This is a genomic window from Pareuzebyella sediminis, from assembly GCF_008367235.1.
GTDB lineage: Bacteria > Bacteroidota > Bacteroidia > Flavobacteriales > Flavobacteriaceae > Pareuzebyella > Pareuzebyella sediminis.
The window spans coordinates 94,166-117,469 of sequence record NZ_VTZS01000001.1; the positions used below are offsets into that span (position 1 = coordinate 94,166).

17 protein-coding genes and 1 tRNA gene are annotated in these 23,304 nt (G+C 40.8%); 8 read left to right on the plus strand and 10 right to left on the minus strand.

Annotated elements, in window-relative coordinates:
• Positions 1 to 115: 115 nt before the first annotated feature.
• Together F2B13_RS00450 and udk are read right to left on the minus strand one after the other, a co-directional pair.
• Positions 116 to 445, minus strand: a complete 330-nt coding sequence (locus F2B13_RS00450) for an FtsB family cell division protein (RefSeq protein WP_149302646.1) — start codon at positions 443 to 445, stop codon at positions 116 to 118.
• Positions 446 to 450: 5 nt separating this feature from the next.
• Entirely contained in the window at positions 451 to 1,059 is a 609-nt protein-coding gene (gene udk / locus F2B13_RS00455) for a uridine kinase (protein WP_149277149.1), read from the minus strand.
• 107 nt (positions 1,060 to 1,166) lie between these two features.
• Between udk and F2B13_RS00460 the strand changes: the two genes are divergently transcribed.
• Positions 1,167 to 2,384, plus strand: a complete 1,218-nt coding sequence (locus F2B13_RS00460; RefSeq protein WP_149276944.1) for a multidrug effflux MFS transporter — start codon at positions 1,167 to 1,169, stop codon at positions 2,382 to 2,384.
• Positions 2,385 to 2,457: 73 nt separating this feature from the next.
• On the opposite strand, the gene acs is transcribed toward F2B13_RS00460, so the two are convergent.
• The 6 genes from acs to F2B13_RS00490 form a co-directional block, all read right to left on the minus strand.
• Positions 2,458 to 4,365, minus strand: a complete 1,908-nt coding sequence (acs, locus tag F2B13_RS00465; protein ID WP_149302648.1) for an acetate--CoA ligase — start codon at positions 4,363 to 4,365, stop codon at positions 2,458 to 2,460.
• 36 nt (positions 4,366 to 4,401) lie between these two features.
• The gene (locus F2B13_RS00470) at positions 4,402 to 6,096 is read right to left on the minus strand and encodes a sodium:solute symporter family protein (protein WP_149276946.1); all 1,695 of its coding nucleotides are present in this window, start codon (positions 6,094 to 6,096) and stop codon (positions 4,402 to 4,404) included.
• A gap of 27 nt (positions 6,097 to 6,123) precedes the next feature.
• Entirely contained in the window at positions 6,124 to 6,384 is a 261-nt protein-coding gene (locus F2B13_RS00475; RefSeq protein WP_149302651.1) for a DUF4212 domain-containing protein, read from the minus strand.
• 63 nt (positions 6,385 to 6,447) lie between these two features.
• Positions 6,448 to 7,527 (minus strand): anhydro-N-acetylmuramic acid kinase, encoded by a 1,080-nt coding sequence (locus F2B13_RS00480; RefSeq protein WP_149302654.1) that lies wholly within the window; start codon positions 7,525 to 7,527, stop codon positions 6,448 to 6,450.
• Positions 7,528 to 7,549: 22 nt separating this feature from the next.
• The gene (locus F2B13_RS00485; protein WP_149302657.1) at positions 7,550 to 9,370 is read right to left on the minus strand and encodes an arylsulfatase; all 1,821 of its coding nucleotides are present in this window, start codon (positions 9,368 to 9,370) and stop codon (positions 7,550 to 7,552) included.
• A 41-nt stretch (positions 9,371 to 9,411) separates the two neighbouring features.
• Positions 9,412 to 10,536 carry a glycoside hydrolase family 130 protein gene (locus F2B13_RS00490; RefSeq protein WP_149302660.1) on the minus strand — a complete coding sequence of 375 codons (1,125 nt, stop codon included), beginning with the start codon at positions 10,534 to 10,536 and terminating at the stop codon, positions 9,412 to 9,414.
• A gap of 193 nt (positions 10,537 to 10,729) precedes the next feature.
• On the opposite strand from F2B13_RS00490, the gene F2B13_RS00495 reads away from it, so the two are divergent.
• The 4 genes from F2B13_RS00495 (at position 10,730) to F2B13_RS00510 (ending at position 15,309) form a co-directional block, all read left to right on the plus strand.
• Positions 10,730 to 12,586 (plus strand): DUF5060 domain-containing protein, encoded by a 1,857-nt coding sequence (locus F2B13_RS00495; RefSeq protein ID WP_149302663.1) that lies wholly within the window; start codon positions 10,730 to 10,732, stop codon positions 12,584 to 12,586.
• 89 nt (positions 12,587 to 12,675) lie between these two features.
• The gene (locus tag F2B13_RS00500) at positions 12,676 to 13,437 is read left to right on the plus strand and encodes a M15 family metallopeptidase (RefSeq protein WP_232623050.1); all 762 of its coding nucleotides are present in this window, start codon (positions 12,676 to 12,678) and stop codon (positions 13,435 to 13,437) included.
• 27 nt (positions 13,438 to 13,464) lie between these two features.
• Positions 13,465 to 14,379 (plus strand): alpha/beta hydrolase, encoded by a 915-nt coding sequence (locus F2B13_RS00505; RefSeq protein ID WP_149276952.1) that lies wholly within the window; start codon positions 13,465 to 13,467, stop codon positions 14,377 to 14,379.
• A 30-nt stretch (positions 14,380 to 14,409) separates the two neighbouring features.
• A complete protein-coding gene (locus F2B13_RS00510) occupies positions 14,410 to 15,309 on the plus strand; it encodes an alpha/beta hydrolase (RefSeq protein ID WP_149302666.1) in 900 nt (299 codons plus the stop codon).
• 11 nt (positions 15,310 to 15,320) lie between these two features.
• Here F2B13_RS00510 and F2B13_RS00515 read toward each other — a convergent pair whose 3' ends face one another.
• Positions 15,321 to 16,289: an aldo/keto reductase gene (locus tag F2B13_RS00515; protein ID WP_198440053.1), complete on the minus strand. Its 969-nt coding sequence runs from the start codon at positions 16,287 to 16,289 to the stop codon at positions 15,321 to 15,323.
• Positions 16,290 to 16,433: 144 nt separating this feature from the next.
• Between F2B13_RS00515 and F2B13_RS00520 the strand changes: the two genes are divergently transcribed.
• Together F2B13_RS00520 and F2B13_RS00525 are read left to right on the plus strand one after the other, a co-directional pair.
• Positions 16,434 to 16,507: transfer RNA gene (locus tag F2B13_RS00520), tRNA-Pro, on the plus strand.
• Between the two features lie 848 nt (positions 16,508 to 17,355).
• Positions 17,356 to 18,801, plus strand: coding sequence for a right-handed parallel beta-helix repeat-containing protein (locus tag F2B13_RS00525; protein ID WP_149302669.1), 1,446 nt, complete (start codon positions 17,356 to 17,358; stop codon positions 18,799 to 18,801).
• 9 nt (positions 18,802 to 18,810) lie between these two features.
• Here F2B13_RS00525 and F2B13_RS00530 read toward each other — a convergent pair whose 3' ends face one another.
• Positions 18,811 to 19,671: a leucine-rich repeat domain-containing protein gene (locus tag F2B13_RS00530; protein ID WP_198440054.1), complete on the minus strand. Its 861-nt coding sequence runs from the start codon at positions 19,669 to 19,671 to the stop codon at positions 18,811 to 18,813.
• Between the two features lie 584 nt (positions 19,672 to 20,255).
• Between F2B13_RS00530 and F2B13_RS00535 the strand changes: the two genes are divergently transcribed.
• The gene (locus tag F2B13_RS00535) at positions 20,256 to 23,075 is read left to right on the plus strand and encodes a helix-turn-helix and ligand-binding sensor domain-containing protein (RefSeq protein WP_149302672.1); all 2,820 of its coding nucleotides are present in this window, start codon (positions 20,256 to 20,258) and stop codon (positions 23,073 to 23,075) included.
• Positions 23,076 to 23,304: the final 229 nt, after the last annotated feature.

A 23,304-nucleotide genomic window follows, 5' to 3' on the forward strand; every position in this document is an offset into this window, starting at 1 on the left:
AATCCTTGGCCCCATCGAGGAAAGTACGGATATAATGGTATTTGGCTTCTAGTGACTAGCCGGGTAAGATGGAGAAAAAGGGCTACCCTTAGGGCACTTGTACGTCGTTAACCGATTATTTCTTTTTGGTCTTTAAGCTATCCTCATATTCGATAAGATAGATTTCCTCGTTCTTTTTTTTGAGATAGTAGTTTTCCCTCGCAAACTTCTCCAGTTCTTCCGGGTCGGACAGTTTTTCCAGAATTTTTTTATCATTGGCAATTTCCTCTTGGAGAAATTCCTGTTGTTTTTCAAGCTTTTTGATTTCTTTCCTTAATTCCAAGTGAATGAGCAGTGAATTCGTATCGAAGAAGAGCATCCAAATCACGAAAACGGTCAACACCAATACATACATATTGGTAAGGACACCAAACCACTTTTTCCTTCTCAATTCTTTAAGGCCCATAATTCCTATGTTAACTTTTCGTTGATAATGGTACGTACAATGTCAACTGCAACAGTATTGTATTTATTGTTAGGAATAATAATATCTGCATATTCTTTGCTGGGTTCTATGAACTGCAGGTGCATGGGTTTTATGTGGGCCTGGTATTTTTCTAGGGTTTCGTCGAGGTTCCACCCCCTCTCATTGACATCTCTTTTAAGCCTTCTTATCAAGCGTTCATCGGAATCGGCATGAACAAAAATTTTAATGTCCATCATTTTGCGAAGAGGAGCGTTGGTCAAAATCAAAATACCCTCAACAATAAGCACTTTGGTGGGTTGCACGAGGACGGTTTTTTCGGTCCGATTACATTCCAAAAAAGAATAGACCGGCTGTTTGATCGCTTTTCCTCCCTTCAGGAGCCGTAAATGACTTTCAAGCAAGTCGAAATCAATGGATTGGGGATGGTCAAAATTAGTCTTTCGGCGTTCTTCCAAAGTTAGGTGTGAAAGGTCTTTATAATACGAATCTTGCGAAATCACCCCGACTTCGCCGTCAGGGAGCTCATTGATGATCTGATTGACGACTGTGGTTTTCCCACAACCTGTGCCTCCTGCAATCCCAATAATCAACATTTGCGTATAATTTTTGTCAAAAATACATATTTGGAAACCAAAATTCCGCATATCCGAAAAATGAAGTTTCGATAATATTCTTATTAACATATGCCTACTTTTGTAGGATGCAAAACGAGAACGCTAAGCCCAATTTTGAGTTCATAGCCCTTATGGCCTCCCTAATGTCTATTGTAGCATTGGCCCTAGATGCTCTTCTGCCTGCTATTTCACATATCGGGGAGTCGATAAACAGTTTAGATCCCACAGAGAATCAGCTGCTTATCACCATGATTTTTATGGGGCTGGGGGTCGGTCAATTGTTCTTTGGCCCCCTTTCCGATAGTTATGGACGCAAGCCTATTGTCTATTTCGGTTTTCTTTTGTTTACGGTAGCCAGTATGATCTGCATCTTTGCCCCGTCTTTGGAGGTAATGATTATTGGTAGGATTTTGCAGGGTATCGGTCTTTCGGCCCCAAGAACGATCTCCATATCTATTATTCGCGATACTTATCGAGGGGATTACATGGCGAAAATTATGTCTTTCGTGACCGCATTTTTTATTCTGGTACCCGTAGTGGCTCCGGCCTTCGGCAAGTGGGTCATGGATGCTTTTGGTTGGGAAGCCATATTTTATGTGCAACTCTTCTTCGCTTTGGTGGTCAGTATCTGGTTTTGGAAGCGTCAACCTGAAACCTTGAAACCCCATTATAAAGTTCCCTTTTCGCTAAAAGTCTTTGTGGAAGGTACAAAGGAGTTTTTCAAGCATAGGGAAACCGTCGCTTTTACGTTCGTATCAGGTTTCATTACGGGAGCCTTTTTGGTCTATTTGAGCTCATCGCAGCACGTTTTTGAAGACCAGTACGACTTGGTGGACTCTTTTCCTTATATTTTCGCCGCTCTGGCTGTTTCTATTGGGCTTTCCACCTTCCTCAACGGAACCTTGGTCCTTCGTTTCGGCATGCGCCGATTGGCCCTTATGGCCCTGACCGCCTTTTGTGTCATAGCCTTGATTTATGTGGTGGTATTTTGGAATCGCCCTAATCCCGGCGTGATTGTCTTGGTCTCCTTTTTATTCGTTCAATTTTTTTGCCTTGGTTTTCTATGGGGAAATTTCCGATCCATTGCCATGGAACCCATAGGACATGTTGCCGGTATTGGGGCGGCACTCAACGGTTTTATTTCTACGGTGCTTGCGGTGCCTATTGCGAATTATATCGGTGAATTTGTTCAGGACTCGGTGTGGCCCATGTTTTTTGGCCTCGCGATTTGCGGACTACTTTCATTAGGTATCATGTTATCAGTGCGAAAACCAGGGGCGATAGCAAGTCGCACCTTTCGATGACGGTCTTTTAAACCACTAAAACGGGCCTATTTCTTGTGAAAATAGACCCTGTTTTTCTGTGATTTTTAAATGTTTACAACGCGTTCTCGATAATTTCCTCGACCACCTCCGGATTTAAAAGGGTACTTGTATCCCCTAAATTTGAAGTGTCTTTGGAGGCTATCTTACGCAAGATCCTTCGCATGATTTTACCACTGCGAGTTTTTGGAAGTCCGGATACGAACTGTATTTTATCCAATTTGGCGATGGGTCCGATATGTTCGGTAATCTGTTGGTTTATTTCCTTACGGAGGTTGTCCTTATCCCTTGATTCACCGACTTCCTTAAGAATCACATAACCATATAGCGCATTTCCTTTAACATCATGAGGGAAACCTACAATGGCACTTTCCGCAACGGCAGGATGTTCGTTGATCGAATCTTCAATAGGGGCGGTGCCGAGATTATGCCCGGAAACGATGATCACATCGTCTACACGACCTGTAATTCTGTAATATCCGACGGCATCCCTTAGGGCTCCGTCTCCGGTGAAGTACATATTTTCATAGGCAGAGAAATAGGTGTCGCGATATCGGTCATGATTGCCCCAGATCGTTCTTGCGATCGAAGGCCACGGAAATTTGATGCAGAGTCTGCCCGATACTTGGTTACCCTTTATTTCTTTACCTTCCTCGTCCATTAGGGCTGGTTGAACACCGATAAAAGGTAATGTGGCATAGGTAGGCGTAGTGGGGGTTACATAAGGGATCGGCGTAATCATTATCCCCCCCGTCTCGGTTTGCCACCAGGTATCGATAATCGGACTTTGGCTTTTACCGACATTGTTATTGTACCAGTGCCAGGCCTCTTCATTTATCGGTTCCCCGACCGATCCCAATACGTTCAGACTAGAAAGGTCATATTTTTCCACAAACTCCAGTTTTTCCTTGGCCAAGGCACGTATAGCCGTTGGAGCCGTATAGAATTGGTTTACCTTATGTTTTTCAACGACTTGCCAAAACCTTCCATAATCAGGGTAGGAGGGAACCCCTTCAAACATTACCGTGGTAGCCCCATTGGCCAATGGTCCGTAAACGATATATGAATGGCCGGTAATCCACCCGATATCCGCGGTACACCAGTAGATGTCGTGTTCACGATACTGAAAGGCATTTTTAAAAGTATAGGCGGTATAGACCATATAGCCCCCAGTGGTATGCACCATGCCCTTGGGTTTTCCGGTGGATCCCGAAGTATATAAAATGAACAAGGGGTCTTCTGCATCCATAATTTCGGCCACACAATCCGCATAGGCTTCGTCTAACAAAGGCTGAAGCCATTTGTCACGGCCTTCTTTCATATTGATTACACTATCGATACGTTTGGCTACCAATACGGTATTCACGCCGGGACAATCTTCAAGAGCCTTATCGACTATACTTTTAAGGTCGATTGTTTTGCCTCCACGATAAGAGCCGTCAGAAGTGAGTACTAGCTTACAGTCGGAATCGTTAATACGTGCCGAAAGGGCGTTCGAAGAAAACCCTGCAAAAACCACGGAATGTATTGCTCCAATGCGGGCGCAGGCTAAAAGAGAAATGGCCAATTCGGGTATCATTGGTAGGTAAATACAAACACGATCCCCTTTTTTGATACCATTTTCCTTGAGTACGTTTGCCATTCGGCAGACCCTTTCGTGCAATTGGCGATAGGTAATATGTTCGGATTCTTCGCTCGGGTCGTTGGGCTCAAAAAGAATGGCCGTTTTCTCACCTCGAGTGGGTAAGTGCCGGTCAATACAATTTTCGGTAATGTTCAGCTGTGCCCCTTCGAACCATTTGATTTCGGGCTTCGTAAAATCCCAGCTCAGTACATTGTCCCATTTCTTTCGCCATACAAAATGTTCTTCGGCAATTTCTTCCCAAAAATCTTCGGGGTTCCGTACCGACTTGCGGTATACCTGAAAATATTCTTCTAAATGTTTAATGTGATAATTACTCATGCGTCGTGTTGATTTACTATAAAAATAACGAAAATTTTAATGTCCACTTGCCTCTCCGGCCCCGCTGGGTATGCGTATATCTTCCACAATTTCCTGCACATGTTCAGGGGGGTCAGGGGTAAATTTCATAATGGTGATCGCTACGATAAAGTTAAGTATCATGGCCACGGTACCGAAGCCCTCGGGAGATATACCGAACCACCAGTCGTCAGCCGTGCCACCACCGAACATATCAAATTTGAATTTGAGCATGTAAAAAAGCATGGCGACGATTCCGACCACCATACCTGCGATGGCACCTTCTTTATTCATTTTCTTATAAAAAATGCCCAATACTATGGCGGGAAAGAAGGAAGCAGCTGCCAGTCCGAAGGCCAAGGCTACGACGGCAGCCACAAAGCCTGGAGGGTTGATGCCAAAGTAGCCTGCAATAACGACTGCAACGGTCGCAGAAATTCGGGCGGCCCAAAGTTCCCCTTTATCTGAAATATTTGGCCGAAATACCTTTTTGATCAAATCGTGCGACACCGAAGACGAAATGACCAGCAACAAGCCCGCGGCGGTTGAAAGTGCAGCAGCGAGACCTCCGGCGGCTACCAAAGCAATGACCCAAGCCGGTAGTTTTGCGATTTCCGGATTCGCCAGTACCATGATGTCGTTATCGATGGTGAGCTCATTTTTTGAGGTATCGGCTACATACTGAATGAGGCCATCGTTATTTTTATCCTTATAAGTCAGAAGACCGGTAGTTTCCCAATTTTTAAACCAAACCGGCATCTCAGCGTACGGCTCATTACTAACCGTAGTAAGCAGGTTCGTTTTCGCAAAGACCGATACGGCGGGCGCAGTAGTATATAGAATGGCGATAAGCAATAAGGCCAAACCGGCAGATTTACGTGCGTCCTTTACCCGCTTTACCGTGAAAAACCGTACAATAACATGGGGAAGACCAGCGGTACCTACCATAAGGGCCAAAGTAATGGCAAAAACATCGGTTATTGATTTTTTTCCTTCCGTATACTCCGCAAAACCGAGTTCGGTCGAAAGACCGTCCAATTTATCCAAAAGATACGTGCCCGAACCATCGTTCAGGGTTGAACCCATTCCCAATTGGGGGATAGGGTTTCCGGTCATTTGTATTGAAATAAAAATGGCGGGCACCATAAAGGCGAAAATAAGCACACAGTACTGCGCCACTTGGGTATAGGTAATGCCTTTCATTCCTCCCAAAACGGCATAGAAGAGTACAATGATCATTCCAATGATTACACCCGTATTGATATCAACTTCCAAAAAGCGGGAAAATACGACTCCCACCCCTCGCATCTGGCCTGCAACGTAGGTGAACGATACTATAAGTGCACATATCACCGCTACAATACGGGCTGTTTTCGAGTAGTACCGATCTCCGATAAAATCCGGTACTGTGAACTTTCCGAATTTGCGTAGGTAGGGGGCCAACAAAAGGGCTAAAAGAACATATCCCCCGGTCCACCCCATGAGATATACAGAGCCATCATAGCCAGCAAATGCTATAATCCCCGCCATGGAAATAAAAGAGGCTGCAGACATCCAATCAGCCGCTGTGGCCATACCATTGGCCAAGGGAGAAACCCCCCCTCCGGCAACATAAAAATCTTTGGTGGAACCTGCCCGTGACCAAATTGCGATGCCTATGTATAGGGCGAAAGTGATACCTACAAGGAGGTAGGTCCATGTTTGAACATCCATTATTCGATAGTTTTGTGGTTGGAAGTATTATTCGTTGAAGCCATACTTTTTGTCCAGCTTGTTCATCAGTTTTATATAGACAAATATGAGTATGACAAATACATAGATAGCTCCTTGTTGGGCAAACCAAAACCCGAGTTTGAACCCACTTAACTGAATGGTATCAAGGGCATCCTTAAAAAGGATACCTGCACCGTAGGAAACGGCGAACCAAATAAAAAGGAGAATAAATAGATAACGTACATTTTCTTTCCAGTAGGCGGAAGCGTGTTTCTGTTTTTCGGACATTGGATTTTACTAAAAAAATGATGTTGAAGATAATGATTTGTAATCAATCTGAAGACAAAATGCCTAATTTGGTAAAAATACCACTCCGCTGGATGAATCATTTTTCGCTCCGGTCACCGCACATAGAACGTTTATTTTCTCCTCTAATCGAAGGGCGCCCATGAGCGCAAATACCAGAGCTTCCTTAAACTCAATAAGTTGCTTAGAGGGCACAACGACCTCTGTAGTTGGACCGAGGGCATTCGATAAGGTGCTTATCAAAAAATCGTTTAGGGCACCGCCGCCGGTTACCAATACTTTATTTTTTGATCGGGACGAATTTTCTTCGATTTGAAACGCGATTTGCTGAACGATATGGTGGACACCTGTACATAAAAGGTTTTCCATACTGTCGGCAGTCTTGTCCACTATGGGTACTACTTTTTTAACAAACCATTCATATCCTATAGATTTTGGATGGGGCAGGCTATAGAATTCAAGGGAGTTAAGTTGATCAAGCATCGATACATTAACCTGACCGCTTTGTGCTAGTTTTCCCCCCTCGTCATAATCCAGATTATTTTTTCGGGTGATATGGTTCAGGACCATATTTGCCAAACCGATATCGAAAGCGAGGCGTTGGCCGTTCTTCACAAAGGAAATATTACTAATACCACCTAAATTCAGGCAAAAATCATAAGCATTAAAAAATAGCTGATCACCGATGGGTACTAAAGGTGCTCCTTGCCCTCCAAGGGCGACGTCGTTCGTGCGAAAATCACATACCACTTTACAACCGCTGGCATTTGCTAGGTGTTGGCCCGACCCTATCTGAAAAGTGAGTCCCTTTTCTGGTTGGTGGTGGGTCGTGTGCCCATGGCTGGCAATACAATCAATGGCCAGTTCGTTCTCACCAATAAAAATTCCAGCCTGCTCGCCGAGCCATGTTCCATATTCATTATGAAAGCACAAAAGTTCGTCGGCCGAAAGATAAATCGAATCTTTCAGTTTGGTTTGCATTTCAAGCGTGTACGGCACACTTCTGGACTTTTTGATCTGAAAAGACCATGTGGTTCCATCATCAATAATATGGCAATGGGCAAGGTCTAGACCATCAAGGGAGGTGCCCGACATTAGTCCTAATATACTATAGTTTTTTGGCATTATGGTAAAGGTCAGTTTTGAATCAATCTATCTTTTTAAATAATAAAAGTCGTACGTCCGCTACTTTTTCACCTTTGATTTTAAGTGCATTGAGGGTGAGGAGCCCCTTACCTTTTTTAAGAACCATTTGACCCAATTTCATGGGCTTGAAATCTTTGACATACGATTCTATTCTAGGCACCCTATCCTTTTCCATTCCTTTTAAAGGTGGGTCATGGGCCTCGGTTATTTTTTTGGCGATCTTGCTTTTTCCAAAGCTAAGCTGTACGATCGACCCAAGCTGGTCTTCGGGACACGTGTAGTATAGCTCGACCTCAAAATGACCATCTTCGAGAACCTCGACATTCCACGTAATCGAATCTTTGGTACTTTGCCAATTGGTGAAAAAGGTATCGTTGGGATGTTGGTTGCTTCGATTTATGGCACCATGGGCAACACCATCACGTGCAGGAATTTGGGTGTAAATAAAATTGGGATGACCCAAGGTAAACGGCCGATGGTCTCTTTCGGCCGTAAGGGGCCTGACTTCCCTTAGCCAACCAGCCCGTGCATTTTTCAAGGAATCGGTCAATTCAGGCCACCGTGCGGCCAAATCGTTCTTTTGGGCGCGGTCTTGTGGTATATTATACAGATGGTCTTCGTGATCTAACCTGAAGTTCTGTGTTCTGACGCTTGTCTTACCTCCCCAATGATTGAAGATCAACCGGTCTGACCAATTTGGGTTTTCTTCGAACAAAAGCGGAGACAAATCTTTTCCGTCAAGGTTTCTTGCTGCGGGAGCTATTCCGGCTAGGCTTACTAAAGTGGGTAAAATATCAATAGCACTGGCAATCTCATCAATTTTCTTTCCCTCTGGCAATGAATCGGCCCATTGGATATATAGAGGACTTCGTACCCCTCCTTCGTCGGTCCAACCTTTTCTACCTCGCATGCCCCCATTCCATCGAAAACTATTGGGGCCGTTATCGGAAAGATAGATTACGATGGTATTGTCCTCCAAGTACAATTTGCGCAGTTTCGCAAGGATACGACCCACATTAGTATCGATATTTTCGACCATGGCCAATGCGGCCTTGGTAAATTCGATATTTTCTTCGTCAATTTGGTCCGAATGAAGGGAAAGGTCTTTAGTCGCAAATCGCTTCCAATAAGCATCTGGTACCTGCATGGGGCTATGTGGAATGTTATAAGGCAAGTAGAGCAAGAAAGGATTGTTCTTGTTCTCTTCTATAAATGCTAAGCCTTTGTTGGTCAAATCATCTGCTAAATATCCCTCTCCTTTTACAATTTTGCCATTATGCTCTAACATAGGGCTGAAATAATTTCCCCAATGTCCGGAAGCAAATCCGTAATAATCGTCGAAACCTTTGGCATTTGGGTGGTAAGGCGGTTGCATGCCATTGTGCCATTTTCCATAGGCCGCCGTTCGATATCCTGCATTTTTAAAGAGTTCAGCAAAGGTTACCTCATCCGTATTTAATCGCTCCCCACCCGATGAAGTCGAATACACACCGGTTCGTGGAAAATGTCTCCCGGTCAAAAGCTCGGCGCGGGTAGGGGAACAGACCGGCTGCACGTAAAAATTAGTGAAGGATACGCCATATTTTGCCAAAGCGTCGATATTCGGGGTTTCAATATTAGAGTTCCCCGAACTACTCAAATCACCCCATCCCTGATCATCGGCCATGAAGATAACAATGTTCGGCCTTTTATCATCTCGCCCATCGATCTGCTCAGGTTGCTTTTCAGAAGCTTCCTTACAAGATGAAAAACCAAGGGCGATAAAGACAAAGAAAAGCCACACTTTTTTTTCTAGTCGTACGTTAATTGTCGCTCTCCCCATGATCTTGAAATTTACCAATTTTCCTTTTGCACTACAAAAATTTACTCCTTAATAGCGAGTCCGACCATAGAGTCCGCTGTGCCATAATAAAGAAACCATTTGTTTTTGAAATAGACCAAACCTTCTATGAAAGTTGTTCCTGCTTTATACTGGCCGCTTACCTCGTGGGGTAGGCTTGGGCAAATAAAAGGTTCTTTCAGGCGATCTAAAAGTTTTGTCGGATCATTTTTGTCAAAAATTACCTGTCCTCCACAATAGGTACCCTCAGGGAATTTTAATGTAGCTCCTTGCCCGGTTAGATTTTTGCCATTGTATAAAAGAAGAATACCATGCTCGGTATAAAGAGCCGGCGGACCGGGCTCGGTCAAGTGACTGTCGAACTCATTTAGGGTCGGCTTAAAGACCTGAAGTAGCTCTCCGTTCGGGGCCAAGAGCGGCTCCCAATCGAGCAGATCGTCTGATTGGGCTAGGTTGACCAATAATTCTCCCCAGTACATCAAATATTTCCCATTAATTTTCTTCGCAATCAGTCGCCCATTTTTTAGCTCGGTAACAATGGCACCTGATTTGCTCCATTCGTTTAAAAATTTACCGCTATGGGCCTTTTCGAATACGGGGCCGTGTTTGGTCCAGTCTTTCAGGTTTTTGGATGAAGCCGAAGACAGGCGTGCCACCTCTTTGTTCCAACTCGTGTAGAGCATGATATAATTACCGTCAGGGGTTTCTACTACTCTTGGGTCTTCAATACCTCCAGGATAATCCCACTTGTTGTACTCGTCATTATCAGGATATAGAACCGGCGTTGGATATTTGGTGAAGGTAATACCGTCTGTGCTATAGGCCAAGCCTATTCTTGAAGTCCGTCCTCCTAAAATAGCTTTGGGGTTATCCTCTGCACGAAAGAAGAGAAATACGGTATCATTACGAACGACCGCTCCGGGGTTAAAGACATCGGCTTTCTGCCATTGAACCTCATTGTTAGTGATCGGATTGGTAAAAACATAACTTGAATCGGCAGTTAGTATCGGATTGGTATCGGTTTTTTTAAAACCCAATAACCATTTTTCCGTCGGTGGATTTGTTTTTACAGATTCTTTTTTAGAATCGGCTTTACACCCGATCAACAGCAATGACGCAACACATACGATAGGGAACCTGCATTTCATAACATCATAGGGCTTTAATTGGAATTTTTAAATCCCTGCCTATTTTACACCACATCTGCTAAAATTACCAATAAAACCATCAACTTGTTATTTCTTAGGGATATCAAATATCCTTTTCTCTGAAAGTTAGCGGATAACGGTAGAAAAAAAAATATACCTATCTTGACCAACAATTCAATCAGAACTATAATCAATGTACTTGCAAGTGGTCAAAAAGTGCTTTGCGTTGTTCTTTTCTCTCATTATTTTTCTTTTTTCCTGTGAAAAAACAACAAAGAAGGAAAAATATATTTTGGAAGGTACCCTCAAAAAATGGGAGCCTATCACCCTTACTTTCGATGGCCCTCGTGTTTCTGAAACCGACTCTATAAATCCTTTTTTGGACTATGCCTTATGGGTCAGCTTTTTCAACGGTAACGATACTATAAGTGTGCACGGGTACTTTACGGCAGATGGAGACGCTGCCAATACGCAAGCAAGATCAGGATCTAAATGGCGGGTTAAATTTACTCCAGATAAAGTCGGAATTTGGCAGTTTGATGCCTATTTTTTGCAAGGAAAGGAAATAGCCGTTAAGAAGATCTCCATCCCTAAAAAGAATTCTGGTGTTTGGAAAATTAAAGGAGGTTTTGCTATTAAGGACCAAGCCTCCACAGCGATTGGTTTCTATAAGACAGGAATGTTAACTTATAGGGGGAAACACTATCTGCAAGAGGCGGAAACGAAGAACTATTTTTTGAAGAACGGTGTAGGTAGTCCTGAGAACTTTTTGGCCTATCATGAATTCGATGGCACGTTCGATAATGGAGGAACTCCCACACCTACCTTAACGAATGGTCTTCATGAATACGCTCCCCATATTGGTGATTGGCGGGAGAACGACCCGACTTGGGGCGATGAAAAAGGAAAGGGAATATTCGGTGCACTAAACTATATGGCTGAAAAGGACATTAATAGCCTATCTTTTCTGACCATGAACGTAGCCGGCGACGGTAATGATGTTTGGCCTTGGATTGCCCCGAAAGAGCAAACAAGATATGATGTGAGCAAGTTGGACCAATGGGAAAAGGTATTTGACCACATGGATAGATTGGGTATTGCCATGAACGTTTTTATACAAGAAACGGAAAGCGATACGCTGTTGAACAAAGGGGAACTGGGGCTAGAGCGTAAATTGTATTACAAAGAATTGGTGGCCCGTTTTGGGCATCATTTAGGGGTAGTCTGGAATCTCGGTGAAGAAACCAACCGTACGGCATCACAGCTTAAAAGTTATGCGTCGTACCTACGTGCTATCGACCCCTATGACCACCCCATTGCAGTGCATAATCATATACGCGTATCAGGAAAGCGTATCGAAGGTCGTCCTCTAGACGCTGTAGCTGCTACCTTTACACCACTTCTGGGTTATCCGGATTTTGAGATTGCTTCGCTTCAAATGTTAGATACCACCGAAGTACACCGAGAGGTTCAAAAATGGGTCGATCGGTCTAAAAAAAGGAACAAATCTTGGGCCGTTTATCTTGACCAAATCGGTCAATGGGATATCGGTGTTACAACAGATACCGCAGCTAATAATAATCATGCTATGGTCATGCGCACGAGTCTTTGGGGCAGTTTAATGTCTAGTGGGGCAGGAACCTCATGGTATTTTGGAGGTCTAGATGAAGCGAATAGTAACCTGGCAGCCGAAGATTTCAGATTACGTGACCAATGGTGGGGCATTAGCGCCAACGCGCCCCAGTTTTTTCTTAAACATTTGCCTTTTTGGGAAATGCAGAATCATGACGACCTTTTGAGCAATCCAAAAGCATTTTGTTTCGCAAAGAAAGATCAAATCTACTTGGTATATTTACCGAAAAATGAGACCACGGATTTGACCATCGGCGATGGCGCCTTTACAATAGCGTTCTATGACCCCAAGGAAGGAGGGAAACTTTACGACAAACCGAACGAGGGTTGGAAAATCACCAAGCCGAACAGTGTAGAACTTTCGGCCTATAATTCGAGAAATGATAGGGATTGGGTTATTGTAATCGCCGCAAAATAGATATTTTTCCAGATAATTGGTTTTCGGTGGTGAAGAGACCTCAATATATGAAGTGCGAAATTAGTATGAAAGTTCAATACATTGATGTAATGAAAATTTTAAACGGTAATTACCAGAGATACGGCTTTACATTTATGGTATGTATCTTAGCTTGGGTCTCGGTGTTCTTTTTTTCCTGTAAGGATCGGTCCAACGAAAAAAAAGCTGAAACACCAATAACTTCAAAGGAAGTTCAGGTAGTCGATACGATTATGGGAGGGCAGGTGGTTCCTGAAAAATCGTTCCGAAGTTTCGAAGGGCTTAATGATACCACCTTTGTTAGACTGGCGGATTTCAGTGATGGTTTCGCCTTTGATTTGAGGTACGCGAGTGAAAATAATTTTTTAAAGGAAAAAGTGTACGACTGTGCAGAATGCTATACCCGGGTAAAAACGGCCAAGGCCTTATTGGCCGCCAACGAGGAGTTTCGAATGAAAGGGGTACGTATCAAATTTTTTGATTGTTATCGACCTAATTCGGTACAATATAAGATGTGGGAGATAGTGCCGAATCCCCAGTATGTGGCCAATCCTAAAAAAGGTTCTATTCACAACAAGGGTGGTGCGGTAGATATCACGTTGGAAACCTTGGAAGGAAAGGAACTCAATATGGGTACCGATTTCGACTTTTTTGGTAAAAGAGCCTATCACGATAATTACGACCTTCCCAATGAGGTTCTTGAAAATCGAAAATTATTGAAAGAGACCATGGAAAAGTATGGGTTCTGGTCGATCAGAACAGAATGGTGGCACTATAACCTCTCGGCAGCTACAAACGACAAGGTGGCCGATTTTAAATGGAATTGTAATTGATTTTTAACCTTATATACTAAATCAGGAATGACTAAATTGGCACTCATATTGACATTTGTAACGAGTTTGAACATGTTTTCCCAAGATACTATTATGCCCCTTTGGCCGGAGGGTAAGATACCGAACCATATTATATCCAATGAAAGTGAAGTTCATGAGCGTAACGGTATATTGCGAGTAAGCAACGTACAGGAGCCCACTATCGAAGTATATTTACCGGCCAAATCAAACGCTACTGGAGAAGCCATGCTTATTTTCCCGGGGGGAGGATATGGCATCTTGGCCTATGATTGGGAGGGCACTGATATTGCAAAATTTTTGAACGGTAAGGGCATTGCAGGAATCGTGGTCAAATATCGCCTTCCTTCAGAGGTTTCACAAACTGAAAAGCACAATGTGCCCTTGATGGATGCCCAAAGAGCTATTCGAATGGTACGCGGCAAGGCTCCGGAATTCAATATACGTCCTGATAAAATAGGAATTATCGGATTTTCGGCAGGCGGCCATCTGGCCTCTACTTTAGGTACGCATTTCGCGGATAAGGTCTACGAGCCTGTTGATGAAATTGATGGGTTGACCGCCCGTCCCGATTTCATGGCCTTGGGTTATCCGGTGATTTCCTTTGGAAAATTTACTCATAATGGTTCTAAAACAAACTTAATAGGAAAAAACCCGGACGATCAGATGGTCGCCCATTTTTCAAACGAAAAACAAGTCAACCAAAACACCCCACCCACTTTTTTGGTTCATGCTACCGACGATGAAGTCGTACCGGTAGAAAACAGCCTCCTTTTTTATACAGCACTGAAGGAAAAGGGGGTATCGGCCACTATGCATGTGTATCCCAAAGGAGGCCATGGTTTTTCCTTGGCCAGGGCCGACCATCATTTAAGGGGTTGGACGGAGCGCTTGTTCGAATGGATCGAAAGTTTACATCAATAGACAATGATAAAACATAAAATATCAATGCAGATGAGGTACTCAATTTTAGTAGTTTTTTTAATAGCGGTAATGGGCAGGGCATTCTCCCAAGATACCATAATTCCGTTGTGGCCCGAGAACAAAATACCCAATCGAATTAGTTCGGAAGAAAAGGAAGAATACAGACAAGGCGAAGATCTTTTACGAATTGCCAAGGTACAAGAGCCGACCATAGAAGTATACCTACCTGCCGAAAGTAACGCCAATGGTCAAGCCGTATTGATATTTCCAGGAGGAGGTTACCACATTTTAGCCTATGACTGGGAGGGTACCGATATCGCAAAATTTCTAAATGGAAAGGGCATTGCAGGCATTGTGGTAAAATATAGACTGCCCTCGTCTGTGTCCCAAACCGACCAGCATTTGGTTCCGCTCATTGATGCACAACGTGCGTTGCGTATGGTACGGAGTAAGGCTTCCGAGTTCAATATCGACCCTGATCGTATCGGGGCGATAGGATTTTCAGCGGGAGGGCATTTGGTTGCCACCTTGGGTACCCATTACGGGAAGAAAGTCTATGATCCCCTCGATGAGATGGACGCCCTAAGTGCGCGCCCCGATTTTATGGCCTTGGCGTATCCTTACATATCGCAACGGTCGGAAAAGTATACACCACCGAAAGATGGGGTTCCCTTGATATATACTTATTTTAAACTGGAGGAATCCGTAACGCCCGAAACGCCCCCCACATTTTTACTCCATGCTACCAACGATCCTGGGGTACCTGTTGAAAATAGCTTGGTGATGTACCAGGCCTTGAAAAATAAGGGTGTGTCGGCCACCATGCATATTTATCCCACCGGTGGGCACGGCTTTTCCTTGGCCCGAGACAATGTACACCTTAGAGGCTGGCTCGAGCGTTGGTTCGAATGGATGGAAACGTTGGAATAGTGCGGGAGCCCTCAAATATTGGAGAGATATTGAACCATTTTATTCCGCTCTTTAGTGTCGGGTAGTTTACCGAAACCTGCCCCCATATTGTCAATGACATGACGGGGTTTAGAGGTGCCAGGGATAACACAGTTTACCGCGTCGTTTCCCAAAATATATTTTAAGAAAAATTGGGCCCATGAATTGATTGCAAGTTCTTTGCACCAAGGAGGCAATGCTTTCCCTTTGGTGATTCTAAAAAGCGTCCCTCCTTCAAAGGGTCGGTTGATAATTACCGCGGTTCCGTTGTCGCTGGCGGTTTGCAAAAGAAAATCTTCAGCGTGTCTTTCCCGAATAGAAAAATTAAACTGTGCAAAATCTGGTTTTTCATCACGGATAAGCTGCGCCAGTACTTCGTGGGAGGCGTTGGTGTAGTGGGTAATGCCCCAATATTTGATTTCCCCTTTTTCCTTCATGTTTTTCAAGGTCGAAAGATGGGTCTTCCAGTCTACAAGATTGTGGATCTGCATCAGGTCAATGGTTTTTCTGTTCATTTTTTGCATCGACCTTTTCATCTGGTCTATGCCCTGCTGCCTTCCGGAAGTCCATACTTTAGTGGCGTAAAAAAAAGAATCTTGAAAGTCAAGTGCAGAAGTAAGGTCGCCTACGACAGCTTCGGAACTGCCGTACATAGGGGAGCTGTCAATAACCTTACCGCCCATGGCGTTCATTTGCGAAAGTACTTGGGTAAGTTGTTTTCTGCTTTCAGAATCATTGCCCACATCAAAGGATTGCCAAGTTCCTAGACCTACTACGGGCAAAGGATTTCCTGATGAAGGGATAGGCCTTTTCAGCATGGCACTTTTTTGGTTTATGGATACCATGGAAAATGGAGGTAAGGCAATTGAGCTCATGGCCAATTTGGCCAAGGTCTTGGTCGCCCGTCTTCTTGAATAGGTCATAGGGGTTTCGATAATAGGTTTTGAATTCGTAGTCAACAAGTTACATGTTTTTTAGCTTTTTAGTTCGAAGGGTTTGTTTAAATAGAATTTAATTTTTCAATGGTTTTGTGGTAAAGTTTACTATTTTTGCAGTCCGATTTTCAAATCTTTATGTATGGCAATACATTAAGGTTGGTGAAGTAGCGGGATGTAGCGCAGCCCGGTAGCGCACACGCCTGGGGGGCGTGGGGTCGCAGGTTCAAATCCTGTCATCCCGACTTTAATATTTAAACCCTGATAATCAATTGATTATCAGGGTTTTGTTTTTTATTTTTTCTTTGAAAAAACACTTTTTCTTCTAAAAATTACCCTAAAAAGTCAACAATTCGGATAGCAAAATACTTTCAATTTTTTAAACCTCGCTAAACAGTATTGTATGTTATAGGTTGATCGGACATCAAGGATTTGAACACTAAAAAACGAACGCCTTCAGTCAAAGCATGAATTAAGTTCCTTTCGGATTTCGCCGAAATTCATATATCCTAAAAGATGCTACAAAAGGACTTTTAACGAAAATACTAAAAGAGACCACAATGGACACGTTAGGTAATGAAATCCTAATGGACTATCAAACGGTTTCGTAAAACGGTCGTTTATGCAGCAGGATGGTAATATCTTCGAAGCGACATCCGACTAATAACAAGATACATAAACAGATTTGTACGAATCCGATATATGGGGGGAGGACTATAGAGATTATAGACCGCCCAGCTTGTAGGGGAGATTTCCCTTTAGAACAGATAAAAGAATGATTATAGCTATAATTCTTAGTTTCGACCGGAACCTTATTTTGGGAGATTTTCAGTCAAATTTTCATTAGGTTTCTTAATAGTTAGTGGAATAAGAAAGTAATTCATAACTTGACCGATCTTCCGTTTTTTTGGGAAGAAATGGTATTTGGTTAAAGCGCTCTTATAATACCCATAGGGTCTGGCCCTAACCTCCTAACCTTCTGTATCTATTATCTTAATACGTTGTTGTTTAAATTTCAAAAACAAGCTTTCATTGGTTGTATTCATTTAACTTAACACCTAATAAACGCTTCTTCAAAACCTATTAGCCTTCAATGAAGAGAATTACCTCTATAATAATATCGCTCTTGTGCTTCAGCTGCTTTTGCCAATCGAAAGAATTGGTTCTTATAAGTGGTACGACGACGACATTAAGAAAAGCTATTTCGCAATTGGATGGTGTGGGTACCATTAACATTGATGGGAGAATAATAATTGATTCAAATGTCACCATTCCATCTGGGATAAAATTAAAAATCACTGAGAAAGGTATTTTTAATATCGAAAATGCCGTCCAATTCAAAATTGAAGGAGTAATATTAGCGGGGTATCACCGCATTTTTACCGACCAGGTAGTGTTTTCCGAAGGAAGTATTCCCGAAATTCATTCAGAATGGTTCGGCAATAATGAGATGGCCGTAAATTATGCATTATTATCGGCGAAAAAAATTCCGGTGAGAATAGCAGAAGATATTATTGTAACAAATACTATTTACATTGAAAGTTACCAAACCTTGTTAATTAACAACGGCACGAAAATTTTACCTTCCAGGTCAATGGTAGGCTCCTCGGTTATAACAAATAAGAATGAAACCGATACCGATATTACCATCATTGGTGGAACAATAGATGGAAGTCAGGCGGATGCTGTGGCTTATGAAGGTGTACTATTCAATAACGTAGATAATTCATTGATTAAAAATTTAAGTTGTTTAAATGTGCATATTACAGCTAGCACCGACACGGGCAACATTCGTCTTAATAATTGTAATTATGTTTTAATAGAAAACTGCAATATTACAGAAACATGGAAAATGGGAATTTTCATCCTGAATGGTACATGTAACACTATTTTCGGTGGAAGATTTTATGGTACTCACGACTCGGCAATCGGCGTTGTCAACAGTTTCGGAACGACAATAGCTGAATTATATGTGGATAATTGCGGTACGAGTGATGGCTCCAATATGTCATTAAACTCGGAAGCTCTTCTGGTTATAAATAATGTATCGATTAATGCCAAAGGTAAAAATAATGGTAACGGAATGACCTTAGGACACGATGGTAGCCCTGCCAGCAATTCTGTTTGTATAAATAATATAATCAAGAACAATAGGGCCAAGGGTATATTTATTCAAGGCAAAAACACCAAAAATGTCTTGGTTTTTAACAACATGATCATCGGTAACGGAAAGTATTCAGAAGGCACCAATTCAGGAGGTATCGCCGTTTATTCCTATACTGAAGGGCATTTGTTAAGCGATAATATAATAGTCGGTAATAAATTAGGAGTCAGCTTGCATAGAACTTCAAAAAATGTATCGATTATTAATAATCATATTGCTTCCAGTACACTTTTTGGTATCCGCAACGATGGTGAAAATATCCAGATTATAGATAACTACTTATCTAACGATAAAAATATCTACAATGGGATGAATCATAAAAATCTTTCATTTCGGAATAATGTAACCACAGTAAAGACTATAGACCGAGAATAGTATAATATCTCAACGCCTCGCCTGTAGGGAATTACATTCTTCAGCATATCCTGTCGACATATCTTTGATCCAAAAGTTGTAAGGAAGATTGCCTGAATGAGCAGCATTTTCATCATCTATCTGAATGCATTGCAGCTCAGCGTTACCCGAGGCATTAAACTCCATCAGAATAGTATTTTGGCCATTCTTTACATCCAAAAGAGCAAGTTGATTATCATTACAATATAGTTCTTTCAAAGCAATATTTTGACTTATGTCTAAACCAATAAGCTGATTTTCAAAACAAAATAGTTCAATTAAATCCGTATTTTTACTCACATCCAAACTCGTAAGCAAATTTTTAGAACAGTAGAGTTGCGTTAACAAAGTATTTGAACTTACATCTATACTTGTCAGTTCATTATTGGTACATGAGAGGGTAGCTAAGGCCATATTTTGACTTACGTCCAAGCTAGTGAGTTGGTTATCAAAACAAACAAGGGATGTCAAAGCGGTATTTTGACTTACATTTATACTGGTAACTTGGTTGTTGGAAAAGTCTAATTCTTTTAGATTTTTGTTTTTACTCACATCTAAGCTCGTGATTAGATTGTCATAACAATCCAATTTCTTCAAACCACTAAAATTTTCGATTCCGGATAAGTCAGAAATGTTTCTGTTTTCCAAGGGCAAATAGATAATCATGGCAATATCGGATGTAACTATCTTCCCATTTACTATTCCATCAGAATCCACACCAATTTCAATTAATGCCTTTTCAAAACTTGGGCTTGCAATTGTCGTAGACTCCATATCTTCAAATTCAGAGTCTTCGGATGAACAAGACCCAAATAGTAGTAGTAGAGAAGAAATCAAGAGTTTTTTGTGCATGGCTTTTTAAATATCATGAATTGAAGACTGTAAATTCCCGAATAAAAATATGGAAGACTAAACTTAGATAATCTTGGGCCTAATGCATTTTCACATTTGGTCGAAGAAAGTCTATTTTTTTAATACGTACACACAAGAACAAAGGTAATTCATTGTCTTATCGAACTTGAAAAAATGGAAAAAGATTTAATTAAAGGAATTGCCTAACTCTATCCAATTAATAATGTAAAGATATCGTCGCTACCCTAAATGACAGTTTCCTCTTCAACAATACCACTACATTACCACAACACTATTATTTTATGAAAATTATAGAAATAGCCACCAGGGTTTAAAGAACGGGACTAATCTTGGCTATCGGTATTGTTTAAGTTTCGGCAGCCTATAAGTACATCTTTTTTAGATCTTTGAATCGACAATAGATTTGATGTATAGTTTTTATATCAGGGATCATTATAGTTATGGGCCTTAGTTTTTAAGTTATCTTTAAAAGATAACATAGTATAATTTAAGTTTCCCTCGCGAGGGATAACTTAAGTTGACTTACTGATTTGATCAGTTGGAATTATTTAATTCTCAAGAAAATGACAACTTCAAGGCTGCCAAAATCTTTCACTCTGCTATTTTCAATAGTTACAACTTTAATTAGTTATTACTGTTTCGGTCAAGACCTACCATCTATAAAAAATTTTCATCCAACAGACTATAATGCTGAAAATCAGAACTGGGCAGTTTCGCAGTCCCCCGAAAAATTAATTTACGTAGCCAATAGTAAAGGACTTCTGGAGTTTAATGGTGCTTATTGGAAAACCTATCTCTCCCCAAACGAATCGATAATGAGATCGGTAAAAGTAGTCGATGAACGTATCTACACAGGTTGTTATATGGAATTCGGTTTCTGGGAGAAAAACCAATCAGGAAACCTAACCTATACTTCTATATCACAAGAAATTGATGTCGACATAATTGAAGATGAAGAATTTTGGGGTATAATCAATATTGACAATTTGATTATTTTTCAATCGTTAAAACGAATATATATCTTCAATGTAGAAGATAAATCTATAAGTACTATTGATTCAGAAAGTAGAATAACAAAAATATTTAATGTCGATGAAGAAGTTTATTTTCAAAAATTCGGAGAAGGAATATTCACCATAAATGAAGGGGAGGAAGTGTTATTCCTTGATGATGATGTGTTCAAAATTGATGAAGTAGTTAATATTTTTGGAAGCCGCGAAGACTTTCTCATACTAACCAAAGACAATGGTTTTTATAAATTGAACAAAAATGTAGCGGTAAAATCCAAAAGTTCATCAAATGAGATTTTGTCTAAAGTTAGTGTTTATGATGGTATTAAATTAAATGATAATAAATTGGCATTGGGCACAATCGCCGATGGTTTATTCATCTTAGACGAAAGGGAAGAAATTATTTCTCATATAAATTATGAACAGGGATTAATAAACAATACCGTTTTGGCGGTTTTTGAAGATGTCACAAATAATATTTGGCTAGGACTTGATAACGGAATCTGCTATATCAATACAAATTCTCCATATGAATTACATTATGAAAATAAAGGAATTCTAGGCAGTGTGTACGTCTCAATAATTCATGATGGTAATTTGTATTTAGGTACAAACCAAGGACTTTTTTACAAAAAACTGAACAGTAATGATAATTTTGGCTTTATTGAAGGTACCCAGGGCCAAGTATGGTCTTTAAAAGAGATCGAAGGCACCTTATTTTGTGGGCATAACGCGGGTACATTTATCATCGAAAGCACGCAAGCAAAGAAAATATCCAATGTTCAGGGTACATGGAAAATTGCCCAAATCGATGATAGGGCAGAATTACTTCTTCAAGGAAATTATGATGGATTGTATGTGCTGGAAAAATATAGTAATGGATGGAGACTCAGAAATAAAATAAAAGGCTTTAATAACTCATCGCGCTATTTTGAAATTCTCAAAAATGAGATCTTCGTAAATCATGAATACAAGGGTATTTTTAAATTAAAGATCGATAAATCATATTTTGCGGTTGAAGAGGTTTCCATTGATACCACCTTAAAAGGTTCTAATTCAGGAATTACCAAGTATAATCAAGATTTATTGTATTCGTATAAACAAGGTATCTTTAAATATGATACAGTCAGCAAAACGTTTATCAAAGACAACTTCTTAAGCAAAGTATATACACCGAAAGATTATGAATCAGGAAAGTTAATTGTTGATGAAAATGCTAATATTCTGTGGGTTTTTACAAAGTCAAATATTACCTATATTACACCGACAGGTCTCACCGATGAAAAAAGAATTAAAACGATACCACTTTCCTCCAAAATTAGAAATAGCATTATTGGATATGAGAATATTTCGGCTTTAAATAGTCACACTTATCTAACAGGGGCTACCTCCGGATATATTATAGTTGATACAAGAGTATCAAAAACCGAAAACTTTAGCGTGCGTATTGGTCATGTACTTAATGGAAGTAACAACACGGTCTACGAAGAAAAAAATATTGATTCGAAAGGTCTGTATTCTAGTGATCAGAAAAATTTTGATATTTCATTTTATACTCCAGAATTTAATAAGTATGTAAAACCCGAATATCAATTTCAGCTTTTAGGAATATATGATGCTTGGAGTGATTGGTCTGAAAATTCCACTGCTTCTTTTGATAACCTTCCGTATGGGAAATACACGTTTAACGTAAGGGCTAGGATTGGAGATACCGTTTCAAACAACATAAGTACCTATACCTTTGAAATAAAAAAACCATGGTATATTTCAAATGTTATGCTCTCGTTGAACGCGTTAGGTATATTGGCCTTTTTACTTCTCTCCTATTCCATGTATAATCATTATTATAAGAAACAGCGTCGCGAACTGATTATTAAAAATGAAAAAGAATTAAAGTTGACGAAAATCCAAAATGAGCAAGAAATAACGAAGCTTAAAAATGAGAAATTGAAAGTTGATTTTCAAAGCAAAAGTAAGGAATTAGCCGCTTCTCTCATGAGTATTGCCAAAAAGAACGATTTATTGAGAACGGTTAAGGAAAAATTGAGAATTTCGAAAGGCGCAAATGATGTAAATTCTGTTGTTGGTTTAATTAACAAGAACCTAGGCCAAAATGATGACTGGGAATTTTTTCAAGAGGCTTTTAACAATGCGGATAGTAATTTTTTAAAAAAACTTAAAGAATGCCATCCAACTTTAACACCAAATGATCTTAAATTATGTGGGTATTTACGACTGAACTTATCGACCAAAGAGATAGCCAAACTACTTAATATTGCTCCAAGAAGTGTAGAAATCAAAAGATATAGGCTTCGGAAAAAATTGGATTTGGTACACAAAGAAAACCTTGTAAACTACATATTGGAGTTATAACTACCGCAACACGAGGGCATTTTGCCTCAACCATACCCCTACAACCCTATTTTTTTATAATTAATTAAGCCTCCCGAGCGCTCCCATCGTTGGTATGCACTAATTCAACTTTTGCCCTAGACCAAAGCCCTAGGACAGGTATTTTGACAAAAAAACTCTGTGTTAATTATCATGTCCGTTGTTGTTGAGGTTATTTTCTATTGAATCCACAATTTTAGGTGATAAGTTT